The organism is Streptomyces sp. NPDC022910 (assembly GCF_055561075.1).
On record NZ_JBVHHL010000013.1, the window covers coordinates 55,118 to 68,268 of the forward strand.

Annotated in this window: 9 protein-coding genes; 6 read left to right on the forward strand and 3 right to left on the reverse strand. The window is 71.9% G+C overall.

All coding sequences use genetic code 11. The features are described 5' to 3' along the window. Positions 1 to 3: 3 nt before the first annotated feature. Entirely contained in the window at positions 4 to 1,407 is a 1,404-nt protein-coding gene (locus ACZ3TS_RS15300) for an ABC transporter substrate-binding protein (protein ID WP_467617850.1), read from the reverse strand. Between the two features lie 190 nt (positions 1,408 to 1,597). Next, positions 1,598 to 5,032: an FHA domain-containing protein gene (locus tag ACZ3TS_RS15305; protein ID WP_467617853.1), complete on the reverse strand. Its 3,435-nt coding sequence runs from the start codon at positions 5,030 to 5,032 to the stop codon at positions 1,598 to 1,600. Between the two features lie 571 nt (positions 5,033 to 5,603). On the opposite strand from ACZ3TS_RS15305, the gene ACZ3TS_RS15310 reads away from it, so the two are divergent. From ACZ3TS_RS15310 to ACZ3TS_RS15325, 4 genes are all read left to right on the forward strand, one after another. Beyond that, complete coding sequence (locus ACZ3TS_RS15310) at positions 5,604 to 7,268, forward strand: protein kinase domain-containing protein (protein ID WP_467617854.1); 1,665 nt, start codon at positions 5,604 to 5,606, stop codon at positions 7,266 to 7,268. Between the two features lie 205 nt (positions 7,269 to 7,473). Continuing rightward, positions 7,474 to 8,706, forward strand: coding sequence for a serine/threonine-protein kinase (locus ACZ3TS_RS15315; RefSeq protein ID WP_467617857.1), 1,233 nt, complete (start codon positions 7,474 to 7,476; stop codon positions 8,704 to 8,706). A 110-nt stretch (positions 8,707 to 8,816) separates the two neighbouring features. Next, complete coding sequence (gene prfB, locus ACZ3TS_RS15320) at positions 8,817 to 9,923, forward strand: peptide chain release factor 2 (protein WP_467617858.1); 1,107 nt, start codon at positions 8,817 to 8,819, stop codon at positions 9,921 to 9,923. 325 nt (positions 9,924 to 10,248) lie between these two features. Further along, positions 10,249 to 10,884: a hypothetical protein gene (locus ACZ3TS_RS15325; RefSeq protein ID WP_467617860.1), complete on the forward strand. Its 636-nt coding sequence runs from the start codon at positions 10,249 to 10,251 to the stop codon at positions 10,882 to 10,884. A gap of 149 nt (positions 10,885 to 11,033) precedes the next feature. Here the strand turns inward: ACZ3TS_RS15325 and ACZ3TS_RS15330 are convergent, their stop codons facing one another. After that, positions 11,034 to 11,225 carry a hypothetical protein gene (locus ACZ3TS_RS15330; protein WP_467617863.1) on the reverse strand — a complete coding sequence of 64 codons (192 nt, stop codon included), beginning with the start codon at positions 11,223 to 11,225 and terminating at the stop codon, positions 11,034 to 11,036. 235 nt (positions 11,226 to 11,460) lie between these two features. On the opposite strand from ACZ3TS_RS15330, the gene ftsE reads away from it, so the two are divergent. Both ftsE and ftsX read left to right on the forward strand, forming a co-directional pair. Beyond that, a complete protein-coding gene (ftsE, locus tag ACZ3TS_RS15335; RefSeq protein WP_004000799.1) occupies positions 11,461 to 12,150 on the forward strand; it encodes a cell division ATP-binding protein FtsE in 690 nt (229 codons plus the stop codon). A 28-nt stretch (positions 12,151 to 12,178) separates the two neighbouring features. Next, entirely contained in the window at positions 12,179 to 13,099 is a 921-nt protein-coding gene (gene ftsX, locus ACZ3TS_RS15340; RefSeq protein ID WP_467617864.1) for a permease-like cell division protein FtsX, read from the forward strand. The last annotated feature ends 52 nt before the right edge of the window (positions 13,100 to 13,151 follow it).

Sequence of the window (13,151 nt, forward strand, 5' to 3'; positions counted from 1 at the left end):
GGCTCAGCCCCCGTACGCCTTCGCCGCGTCCGCCTCCAGCTTCGCCTGGGTGCCCGCGACGTCCTTCGGGTTCTTCAGGAAGTCCTGGAGGTCCTTCCACTCGCCCTTGCCGGGTGTGCCGCCGAAGGCCTGCGGGGCCTGGTCGGACATGTCGAAGCGGAAGGTGTCACCGGCGGAGATCAGCGCCTCGGCCATCTTCCGCTGCACCTCGTTCGGGTACGCGGACAGGGCGACCGCCTTGTTCGGCGAGAGGTAGCCGCCGAGCTTCGCCTGGATGGTCGCGGCGTCCGGCGAGGCCAGGAAGGTGACCAGCGCCTGGGCCGCCTTGGAGTCCTTCAGGATGACGGCCGCGTCACCGCCGGAGACCACGGGCGCCTGGCCGCCCACGGCCGGGAACGGGAACACCTTCGCGTCCGTGCCGATCTTCGCCTTGGTCTCCCCGATGTTGACCTGCACGAAGTCGCCCTCGAAGACCATGGCGGCCTTCGGCTGGTCGCCGCCGGTGAAGGTCTGGGTGACGGACGCGGGGAACTCGGTCTGCAGTGCGCCGTTCGCGCCGCCCGCGATGTAGTCCTTCTTGCCCCAGATCTGGGCGAGCGTGGTCAGCGCCTGTTTCACGGACGGATCGGTCCACTTGATCTTGTGCTGGGCGAGCTGGTCGTACTTGTCGGGGCCCGCCTGGGAGAGGTAGACGTTCTCGAACCAGTCGGTGAGAGTCCAGCCGTCGGCGCCGCCGACGGAGAAGGGGGTGACCCCGGAGTCGTAGACGGCCTGGGCCACCGCCATCAGCTCCTCCCAGCGCTTCGGCTCCTGAGCACCCGCGTTCTCGAGGACCTTCGCGTTGTACCAGATCAGGGACTTGTTGGCGGCCTTGTAGTAGGCGGCGTACTGCCTGCCGCCCACCTTGCCGAGGTCCTGCCAGCCCTGCGAGTAGTTCTTGGCGAGCTGCGCCTGGGCCTCGGGCCCGAGGGGCTTGGCCCACTTCTTGTCGACGGCCTGCTTGATGGCGCCCGGCTGGGGCAGCAGTGCGACGTCCGGTGGCTGACCACCGGCGATCTTCGAACCGAGGAAGTTGATGATCGGGTCCTGGGCGGGCACGAAGGTGACCTTGGCACCGGTGCGCTTCTCGAACTCGGCGAGCACCTTCTTGAAGTTGGCCTGCTCGGCGCCGGTCCAGACAGCGGCGACCTCCAGGCTCTGGCCGTTCAGCTTGGGGAGCGTGACGGTGGCGCCGCTCTCCTTGCTGCCACCGCTCGCCTTGTCATTGCTGCTCTTGTCGTTGTCGCTGCCGCAGCCGGTGAGTGCGATCGCCCCGGCGATGAAGGCGGCCGCCGCGGCCTGTGCGGCTCTGCGGGTCCTGGGGTTGGGGTGCTTCGGCGACTTGCGTGTACGAAGAGTGCTGTGCATCACTGCCCCGTTCTTCGTCCCTCGTCGAACGTGCGCGAGTGCTGTTCCGTGCGCTCTGGTCTACGCGGGGTCGTTCGGGGCGGCAAGAGCGCCTGCACTGTCAACCGGGTGATCGTGACCTCGTCGTGACGTGCGGTCAGTGACGAGGGCGGCACCACCCGGGGCAGGCCGGGCATCTGGAACCCGGGCGTTACAACAGCGAAGGCACCTCGACCGCCGACACCGACCGTGCCGCCCTCTCCAGAGCGCTCGCCAGCAGGGCCAGGTCCGTCGGCCCGTTGCCCAGTTCGCGGACGGGACGCCGGTCCGGCGGGTCGCCCATGCGCGGCCACTCCAGCGGCACGACCGTCGGGCGCAGCGTCGCCGTGCGGGGGATACGGCCCGTGATGCGCCCGCCCTGGAAGGGCGTCACCCTGCCGTCCGCTCGCGTCAACCGCCCGCGGCCGGGCGCCGGTTCGTCCGCTCCCGACGACACCCCCTCCAGGATGATACGCAGCGAGGCCGCGCGGGCGGGCTCCCACTCCGCCGCCCGCCCGCCCGGGCCCGCGGCGGCGACGAGATGCACCCCGAGCCACTCCCCGTCCCGGGCCACCGCCTCCAGCGCCCGTACGACCGACCCGGCCGCCGGGCGGCCCGGTGAGCCGAGCGCCGGGGACAGCAGCGCATCCAGGTCGTCGACCAGCACGACGAGCCGTGCCAGCGGCGGCCCCGCCTCCGTCTGCTGCCGGCTCGCCGCGGGACGCAGCCTCAGCGTCGTGCTCGGCGGTGTGTCCAGGTCGCCCGAGGCCGAACTCCCCGCCCGCTGCGGCACGATCCGGCCCGACACCTGCTGCCGCGTGTGCCATTCGGCGAAGCCGAGCCCCCCCAGCAACTCGGCCCGCCGCTTCAGTTCGGCGCTGAGCGACTGCGCGAACTCCCGCATGCGCACGGGGTCGTTGGCTGCCAGGTGGGTGGTGACGTGCGGCAGGTCCGTACAGACCCGCAGGCCGTCCCCGCCGGAGCCGCCGTTCGCCCCGCACTCGCGGCCGTCCACGAGCACGACCCCCAGCCGGTCCGGGCGCTCGGCCGACGCGAGCGACGCGGCGATCGAGCGCAGCACCTCCGTGCGACCACTGCCGGGCGGGCCCTCGACCAGCAGATGCGGCCCCTCGGCGGCCAGGTCCAGACACACCGGACCACGCGGCCCGGCGCCGAGCACCGCCCAGGCGCGGCCGCCCGGGGCCTGGGTGTCGTCCGTCGCGTCCGCCCAACGCGCCATCAGCGACGCGGGCGTGGCCCGCGCCAGACCCAACTCGTCCAGCAGCCGGGCAGCTTGGGGCAGCGGCGCCGACACGCGCCCGAGCCGGTCCCCGCCGCCGTCCGTCCGCAGCGGGGCGAGCGCCCGCGCGAACCGCTCGGCCCACGCCGGGGACACCGCGTCCACGGCGGCGACCGTGCCGTGACCGACCGGGGCACGCAGCCCACGCCCGGTATCGGCCCCCTCGCCGGGCGCGACCCGCAACAGTCGCAGCGCCGTGGCCACATCGCCGCTCAGCAGGGCGACGGCCCCGCATGCGTGGAAGGCAGGGGAGACCGCGCACGCGGCCTCGTACGTCTCTGTCACCGGCGAGGCGGGCGACGCGGCGGGCGCCTCGGCCAGGCAGACGACATGGATCCCGGCCCGCGCCCCCTGCTGTGCCAGCCGCACCACGGCCTCGCGCGCATCGGCACCGCCCGGGTCGCCGTCCACGACCACCACGGTGTACGGCCCGGCGAAGGCGCCGTCCGCAGGGTCGTCGTCCCGCGCCCAGGAGGGACGACGGGCGGCGCCCCGCACGGAAGAGGGGTCCTGCCGGTCGGCCGGAGGGCTGCCCGGACCGGCCGTTCCGGCCGGCCGGTCGGAGCCGGTCGGGCGGCTCGCGTCGGTGCGGTGGCTGCCAGGGTCGGTGCGGCGGATTCCCTGGTCGGTCGTGCGGGGCGTGCCCGTGAGGGCCCCCTGTTCCGTCAGGTGGTCCTCGAGGCGGCGCAGCAGCTCGTCCGTGCGGGCCGTGGCCTGTTCGCGGTCGTACGCCAGCAGGAGCCGGCAGTCCTGGCCGTGCGCCGGGCGCAGGTGCGGGAGCCAGCCGAGCCAGGACCAGTCGGCGACGCGCTCCTCCAGCGAGCGTGAGCGGTCCGCGCTGATCAGGACCAGCTCCAGTGTGTCGGGGGAGTGCAGCGCGGCGAGCTGCGCCACCGCCGCACGCGCCAGCCCGGCCAGCCGCTCCCGGGGTCCGGCGAGGCCCAGCGCCCCCACCTCGCGCAGCCCGGCCGTCACGGGCACGGCCGGCAGCAGTCCCGAACCGTCCGGTGCCGCCCGGTCGGCGGTGCCCAGCCGCACGGTGAGCGCCTCGGGGTGACCGGGGCCGCGCTCCCACAGCCGCGGCCCCGGGCCGAGCGCGGCCAACAGCAGTGTCGCGGGGTCGGGCCATTTCTCCGGGACGGGAGACGCGAAGGGCGCGGGCGACGGCGTACCCCCGTCCTCGTCGTACGCCTCGCATCCGGTGCCGCCCTGGTCGACGCGGCCCCCGGTCAGCCGGCGCGCCCACGCCGTGAAGCCGCCGCGCCTGCGCAACCCCGGCGGCACGTCCGTCCCGCGCAGCGGGGTGCCCTTGCGCGTGCGCTCGGCGGCCGGATCGTGGCTCTCGACCAGCGGCGCTCCGCCCTGCCCCGGTACGACCGGTGACGGGATGGGCGGCTCCACGGGCCCGGGCCCCTGTGCCCCCGGGCCCACCCCGCCGGAGGCGCCCCAGGCGGTGAAGCCGAAGCCGTGGTGGGTGTCTCCGGAGAGGCCGGTGTCCGTGGCCCGGCGGTCGGCGCGGCCGGTGTCCGCAGTGGGGCGCATTTCCCGGGCACCCGGCCCGGAGCCGTGTCCGTCCCCGGAGGCGCCGTCGTCGGGGGAGGGACGCCCGGACCCGGTGCGGTCGTCCGCGCCGACGACCCCGGCGGCATCTCCCGGATCCTCCTCGCCGAGGACCCGTACATGCCCCTCCCCGTCCGGTGCCGTCCCCATGGCCCGCACCCCACCGGGCGGGGCCAGCCGCAGGGCCGATTCACCGAGGCGCAGCAGGGCCCCCGGGGCGAAGCGCACCGGACGGTCGGTCACCGGCCTGCCGTCGAGCGCCGTGCCGTTCGTCGAGTGCAGATCGGCGACCGACACGCGGCCGTCGTCGGCGACCGTGACCGCGCAGTGCAGCCGGGAGACATCGGGGTCGTCCAGCGGGACCTCGGCGTCGGCGGAGCGGCCGATGCGGATCACGCCCCCGTGCAGCAGATGGACGCCGCCCGCGTCCGGGCCCGCGACCACATGCAACTGGGCCGCGTCCTCGTCCGGTTCGGGGCCCGGCTCCGCGGGGGCGCCCAGGGTCAGCACCGCGCCGTCCAGCAGCGGCGGCTCGCCCAGCGTGCAGCGCTGGGCGTCCAGCCGCTCCGTGCCCGCGTACAGCACCACCGGACCGTCGCCCGAGCCGGCCGCCGAGGCCAGGCCCGACGCCACCGCGGCCAGCGCCGTCCCCGCGGGCGCGGTGACCAGCACGTCGCAGCTCGCGGCGCGCACCCGTGCCTCCGGGGGCGGCCCCAGCGGGTCTACGACGGTCAGCCGGATCTGCATCGCCGTCAGCGGTCCCTTCTGTGCGCATCCGCGGTTCGCCTACGAGGCAGGCTCCCTCGCGTGCGTGCGCCCGCGGGCGGGGACGGAGCCGCGTCGCGGTCGCCCACCGCGACTTCCCCCACCGCGCACGAGCACATCGGCCAGTACGGGATGCATCCTCGCACCTGCCACCGACAACACGCCCGCCGCCCACCACCAAGTGATCTTGATTGGTCGGCTCTGCCCGCAAAAGTGCCTGACCAGTGCCCGGCCGGTGTCCGCTTGAGATCGGTCACGCCCGATCCCGGCAACCAACTGCACCGAAGCGAGCGTCTTCTCGTCGAACGCGTGCGGGAGCCGCGTACGTACACCCCCATGTGCACAACAAGGCGAATGGCGTAGGCATCCATGGGCACGGCCGTGCGGCGACGGGGAACGGCGACGTGCTCGTCGACGTCCTTGGCTGTGAAAAGCGGCGGCGGGCGCACAGGCCGCCGACACCCCGGTGCCAGGATCTGCGGCACTACAGTGGTTCGGAACACCAGTAGCACGGTGGACGGACCAGGCAAGCAAGCAGCAGGGAGCGCATGACGTGCGGCCGGTAGGCAGCAAATACCTGCTCGAGGAGCCGCTCGGACGCGGCGCCACGGGCACCGTCTGGCGAGCCCGCCAGCGTGAGACCGCGGGTGCCGAGGCGGCCGTCGCAGGCCAGCCCGGCGAGACCGTGGCGATCAAGGTCCTCAGGGAGGAACTGGCGAGCGACGCGGACGTCGTGATGCGGTTCCTGCGCGAGCGCTCCGTCCTGCTCCGCCTGACCCACCCGAACATCGTCCGAGTGCGTGACCTGGTGGTCGAGGGCGATCTGCTGGCGCTGGTCATGGACCTCGTCGACGGCCCCGACCTGCATCGCTACCTCCGTGAGAACGGTCCGTTCACGCCCGTCGCCGCCGCCCTGCTCACCGCGCAGATCGCCGACGCGCTGGCCGCGAGCCACTCGGACGGCGTAGTGCACCGCGACCTGAAGCCCGCGAACGTCCTGCTCAAGCAGGACGGGGGCCAGATGCACCCGATGCTGACCGACTTCGGCATCGCCCGACTGGCCGACTCGCCGGGCCTCACGCGCACGCACGAGTTCGTGGGCACGCCCGCATACGTCGCTCCCGAGTCGGCCGAGGGCCGCCCGCAGACCTCCGCCGTCGACATCTACGGCGCCGGCATCCTGCTGTACGAGCTGGTCACCGGGCGTCCGCCGTTCGGCGGCGGATCGGCCCTCGAGGTGCTCCACCAGCACCTGAGCGCCGAGCCGCGCCGCCCGTCGACCGTGCCCGACCCGCTGTGGACGGTCATAGAGCGTTGCCTGCGCAAGAACCCGGACGACCGGCCCAGCGCTGAGAACCTGGCGCGGGCGCTGCGGGTCGTCGCCGAGGGCGTCGGCGTGCACGCGAACTCCGCGCAGATCGCCGCCGCGGAGGGCGTGGGCGCGCTGCTGGCGCCGGACCCGGCCCCGGCCACCGTCCCCGGCTCCGCCGACCCCACGCAGGTGCTGCCGCACGGCTCGGCCGGCTACGACCCGAATGCGGCGACCAGCTTCCTGCCGCACACCTCGGGCCCCGCCGACCCCACCGCCGTCCTGCCGAACACCGGCGCGGCCGACCCGACGGCTGTCATGCCGCCGGTGCCGCAGAACCAGCCGGGCGCACAGCCCCGGCAGGAGGAGCCGCACCCCTGGCAGAGCCAGCTGCGCGCGGCCCGCGACCGCAACGAGCAGACCCAGGTCCAGGCATATCTCGACCCCGGCGAGGACCCGCTGCGCCGCCGCCCGCAGCGGCAGGTCGCGCGCCCGCAGCAGCCCCAGCAGCGCCCGCAGCAGCAGCCCGGACCCGGGTACGGGTACCCGCAGCAGCAGGCCCAGCAGTACGCGCCCCAGCGGCAGCAGTACGCACCCGCTCCGCAGCAGCAGCGGTACGCTCCCGCGCCGCAGCAGCCCCAGCAGCCGGCCCCGCGTCCGGCGCGCGAGCCGCGGCCGCCGCGCCAGCGCAGCGCCAACCCGATGAAGATCCCGGGACTCGGCTGTCTGAAGGGCTGCCTGTTCACGATCGTCATCCTGTTCGTGGCCGGATGGCTGGTGTGGGAGTTCAGCCCGCTGCAGCACTGGATCGGTACGACGAAGTCGTACTGGGCGCAGCTGAGCGACTGGTTCTCCGCCGTGACCGGATGGATCGGGAACCTGGGCGGGGGCAGCGGTAGCACGTCCTGAGCGCGAGACGCTCGAAGTGACCCAAGAACACTCCGAGCTTGGGGATTTGTCGACATCTCACGGGTGATTTCCGTCGGGGCGGTGAAGGTTGCCCATCCGGACGCGTAGTTTTGTCGACCGGGTCCGGGGTCGCGGCGTCCGCCGCCGGCATCACGGCCCCGGAACGGCGCAGCGTCGGCAACACGCGTCCCCAGTAGGAGCAGTCTTGGCACGGAAGATCGGCAGCCGGTACACCGCGAACCAGATTCTGGGACGGGGAAGCGCCGGCACGGTGTGGCTGGGCGAGGGGCCGGACGGGCCCGTCGCCATCAAGCTGCTGCGGGAGGACCTCGCGTCCGACCAGGAGCTCGTGAGCCGCTTCGTCCAGGAGCGCACGGCGCTGCTGGGGCTCGACCATCCGAACGTCGTGTCCGTACGGGACCTCGTGGTCGACGGAAACGACCTGGCGCTGGTCATGGACCTGGTCCGGGGCACCGACCTGCGCACCCGCCTGGACCGGGAGCGCCGTCTGGCGCCCGAGGCGGCGGTGGCGATCGTGGCGGATGTGGCGGACGGTCTTGCGGCGGCCCACACGGCGGGGATCGTGCACCGGGACGTGAAGCCGGAGAACGTGCTGCTGGACATGCAGGGCCCGCTGGGTCCGGGCGGCGCGCACCCGGCGCTGCTGACCGACTTCGGCGTCGCCAAGCTGATCGACTCGCCGCGCCGCACCCGGGCGACGAAGATCATCGGCACTCCGGACTACCTGGCCCCGGAGATAGTGGAGGGTCTGCCGCCGAGGGCGGCGGTGGACATCTACGCGCTGGCGACGGTCCTGTACGAGCTGCTGGCGGGCTTCACGCCCTTCGGCGGCGGCCACCCCGGGGCGGTGCTCCGCCGCCATGTCACGGAGACGGTGGTCCCGCTCCCCGGCATCCCGGACGAGCTGTGGCAGCTGATCGTGCAGTGCCTGGCGAAGGCGCCCGCATCCCGGCTGCGGGCCTCGGAGCTGGCGGTGCGGCTGCGCGAGCAGCTGCCGCTGCTGGCGGGGATCCCGCCGCTGGACGTGGACGAGCCGGACGCCGAGCCGGCGGAAGAGCCGTACGAGGCGGCCGTGCCGGGGGAGCCGACGGCGGCGCGGGAGCGCCGTGGGGCGGTGCCGCTGGTGCCGGGGGCGAAGCCGGACTCCAACCGGGACACCCACACCTCGATGCGGGTCCCCGGGCCGGACGAGCTGGCGGGCGGCGCGCGCGGCACGGCACGCGCGCCCCGCGCCGCGGGTGCCCCGCGCCCGGGTTCGGCCCGTCACCGCGCGCAGGCCCGCCGCCGCCGGATCGTCCTGGGCGTGGCGACGGCGGCGCTGCTGGCCGCGGTCGGGGCCGGGGCGTGGCTGGCGACGTCCGGCGACGAGGGCACGCACCCCTCGGACACGAAGAACTCCGTCCCGGCGTCGCCCTAGCCCCTCGTGGGCCGGGGGCCGTGCGCCACCCTGCCACGCCATTGCCGGGTGCCTCCGTAACCGGCGGTCACCCGGCGTTCACCGCTTGGCGGAGCCGTTACGCTGGATGCGTGGCAGTCGTCGATGTATCCGAAGAGCTCAAGTCCCTCTCCTCGACCATGGAGTCGATCGAGGCCGTTCTGGACCTCGACAAGATGAGGGCAGACATCGCCGTGCTCGAGGAGCAGGCGGCCGCGCCGTCCCTCTGGGACAACCCGGACGAGGCGCAGAAGATCACCAGCAAGCTCTCCCACCTCCAGGCCGAGGTGAGGAAGGCCGAGGCCCTGCGCGGCCGGATCGACGACCTCGGTGTGCTCTTCGAGCTCGCCGAGGCCGAGGACGACCCGGACACCCGCGCCGAGGCCGAGGCCGAGCTCGTCGCCGTCAGGAAGGCGCTGGACGAGATGGAGGTGCGGACGCTCCTCAGCGGTGAGTACGACGCCCGTGAGGCGCTCGTCAACATCCGTGCCGAGGCCGGCGGCGTCGACGCCGCCGACTTCGCCGAGAAGCTCCAGCGCATGTACCTGCGCTGGGCCGAGCAGCACGGCTACAAGACCGAGGTCTACGACACGTCGTACGCCGAAGAGGCCGGGATCAAGTCCACCACCTTCGCCGTCCAGGTCCCGTACGCCTACGGCACCCTCTCCGTCGAGCAGGGGACGCATCGGCTCGTCCGGATCTCCCCCTACGACAACCAGGGGCGGCGCCAGACCTCCTTCGCGGGTGTGGAAATCCTTCCTGTCGTCGAGCAGTCCGACCATGTCGAGATCGACGATTCCGACCTCCGGGTCGATGTGTTCCGTTCCTCCGGGCCCGGTGGTCAGGGCGTCAACACGACCGACTCCGCCGTGCGGATCACGCACCTGCCCACCGGCATCGTCGTCACCTGCCAGAACGAGCGGTCCCAGATCCAGAACAGGGCCTCCGCGATGAACGTTCTGCAGGCCAAGCTCCTCGAGCGGCGCCGGCAGGAGGAGCAGGCCAGGATGGACGCCCTCAAGGGCGACGGCGGCAACTCCTGGGGCAACCAGATGCGTTCGTACGTCCTGCACCCGTACCAGATGGTCAAGGACCTGCGGACCGAGTACGAAGTCGGCAACCCCGAGGCCGTGTTCAACGGCGAGATCGACGGGTTCATCGAAGCCGGGATTCGCTGGCGCAAGCAGCAGGAGAAGTAGGACCGGCGGCGAACGACGAAGCCACTGCCGGGAAACGGCACTTTGTCGACAAGGCAACTGCCCCTCAGGCCGGGGCAGTTGCCTTTTCTGTTGCCCGATGTCTGGGTTTCACATCACACTCACAGCGCTGCGTCTCCCGCAAACGATCGCTTACTGGACATCCCGTACGCAACGACCTTGACGTTGCTTTGAAAACTCGGAAGGGTAAAGCGCGGCATGCGTATCTCTGGGGCGCATGTGAACCGGGGGCTCGACCAAACCGTCCCCGACGCCGTGGCCCCGGGCGCTGCTCCACCGACGATCAGCTACTGGGGGTAGCAGGCAGATGACCAAGAAGACGCGGATCCGGGTGGCGCGGATAGCCGCCGGTGCGGTGATCGCCGCCGGTGCTTCGCTGACCGCCGCGGGTGCCGCTTCGGCGCTCGACTTCAACATCGGCGCGAACGTCGACGACAACGGCGCCAACGTGCACGTCAGCGCCAACCTCGGCAAGGGCACCGAGGGCCCGACCACTCCTCCGCCCAGCCAGACCGGCATTCCGACGGGCCCCGTGACGACGCCCCCGGCGCCGACGTCCGAGCCGCCGACCGCCACGGGTGAGCCGACCGACGACCCGACCCAGCCCACCGGTGAGCCGACCGAGCCGACGGACGACCCGACCGACGGCAACGGCGGCGGCAACGGGAACGGGAACGGGAACGGCGGCGGCAACAACACCAACCCCGACGGCGGCAACAACCCGGTCCAGCAGGGCAAGGGTTCCTCGGGCCTGACCGACACCGGTTCGGACAGCGGCAGCTCCGACACCTCCGCCCAAGGCAGCGGCGGCAAGCAGCTGGCCGAGACGGGCGCCGGTCAGACCGCGTTCCTGCTGGTCGGCGCCGCCACGATGATCGCCGGCGGTATCGGCTTCCGGGTGCTGCCACGCCTCGTGAGCGGCCGCGGCGGAGCCGCCGCCTGACCGACGGGCCCACGGGTCCGTCCGCAGGCGCAGGAGACGGGCGTACGAGCCCGTGCGCAGGCGTAAGAAGCGCGTGAGAAGGGCCCGGGGCGGTCGTCGCCCCGGGCCCTTCCCGTACGTTCCTGCAGCCGCTGCGGCCTCGCGTCGCCCTACGCCGTCTGGTGCGCCAGCAGCGCCACGGCCGCGATCAGCACGGCCGCGAGCACGATCAGCGCCGTAGGATTCAGCCCTGACCAGGGGTTTTCCTGCTGGAGCCGCTCTCGGCTCGCGCGGCAGACGGGGCACCGGCCTTCACTGACGGGCGCCGCGCAGTTCGCGCACACCAATCGGTCGTACGTCATGCGCCTCGCCCTCCTTGTGCCGCTTCCACGTACACAACGTTTCCGGGAACGCAACCGTTCCCCATCCACTGTGCCAGGTTCCGCGGGTTTCGGCGCGGGGCCTGGAGGGACTGGTGGTCTCAGCCGGCCGGGACAAAACGTGCGACTCCCCCGCAACACCGACCGGCGACTGCGCTTGCACACCTGCTTCGCGTATGGTCACGGTCACCTACCCCCAACGGCCTGTGGTGCATCCGTGATCCGATTCGACAACGTCTCCAAGGTCTACCCCAAGCAGACCCGCCCCGCACTCAGGGATGTCTCCCTGGAGGTGGAGAAGGGTGAGTTCGTCTTCCTCGTGGGGTCCTCCGGCTCCGGAAAGTCCACCTTCCTGCGGCTGATCCTCCGCGAGGAGCGGTGCAGCCACGGGCAGGTGCACGTCCTGGGCAAGGACCTCGCGCGCCTCTCCAACTGGAAGGTGCCGCAGATGCGCCGCCAGCTGGGGACGGTGTTCCAGGACTTCAGGCTCCTGCCGAACAAGACGGTCGCCGAGAACGTGGCCTTCGCGCAGGAGGTCATCGGCAAGTCGCGCGGCGAGATCCGTAAGTCCGTGCCCCAGGTGCTCGACCTCGTCGGGCTCGGCGGCAAGGAGGACCGTATGCCCGGCGAGCTGTCCGGCGGTGAGCAGCAGCGCGTCGCCATCGCGCGGGCGTTCGTCAACCGGCCCAAGCTGCTGATCGCCGACGAGCCCACCGGCAACCTCGACCCGCAGACCTCCGTCGGCATCATGAAACTGCTCGACCGGATCAACCGGACGGGCACGACCGTGGTGATGGCGACCCACGACCAGAACATCGTGGACCAGATGCGCAAGCGCGTCATCGAACTGGAGAAGGGCCGCCTCGTCCGCGACCAGGCGCGCGGCGTCTACGGCTACCAGCACTGAGTTCCACGGAAAGGCTTGAGCAGACGCCATGCGCGCGCAGTTCGTTCTGTCGGAGATCGGTGTCGGTCTCCGCCGCAATCTGACGATGACCTTCGCGGTGATCGTCTCGGTCGCCCTCTCCCTGGCCCTGTTCGGTGGCTCGCTCCTTATGAGCGACCAGGTGAACCAGATGAAGGGCTACTGGTACGACAAGGTCAACGTCTCGGTCTTCCTCTGCAACAAGAGTGACGCGGAGTCCGACCCCAACTGCTCCAAGGGCGCGGTCACCGACGAACAGAAGAAGCAGATCCTCGGCGACCTGGACAAGATGACGTCCGTAGTCCAGAAGGTCACCTACGAGTCGCAGGACGAGGCCTACAAGCACTACAAGGAGCAGTTCGGCGACTCCCCGCTGGCCAGTTCGCTCACTCCGGACCAGATGCAGGAGTCGTACCGCATCAAGCTGAAGAACCCGGAGCAGTACCAGGTCATCGCGAGCGCCTTCAACGGCCGGGACGGCGTGCAGTCGGTGCAGGACCAGAAGGGCATCCTCGACAACCTCTTCGGACTGCTCAACGGCATGAACTGGGCGGCCCGCGCGGTCATGGCGATGATGCTGATCGTCGCTCTGATGCTGATCGTCAACACCGTGCGCGTCTCCGCGTTCAGCCGTCGTCGTGAGACCGGCATCATGCGTCTGGTCGGCGCCTCAGGCTTCTACATCCAGGCGCCGTTCATCATGGAGGCGGCGGTCGCCGGGGTCATCGGCGGCACGGTCGCCTGTGGATTCCTGCTGGTCGCCCGGTACTTCATCATCGACCACGGCCTCGACCTGTCCCACAAGCTCAATCTGATCAACTTCATCGGCTGGGACGCCGTGTTGACGAAGCTGCCGCTGATACTTGCCACAAGTCTGCTGATGCCCGCGCTGGCCGCGTTCTTCGCGTTGCGCAAGTACCTGAAGGTGTGACGCACGCCAATAGGGGGCGTGCGGGCAACCGCCCGTACGCCCCCTTGCGTTG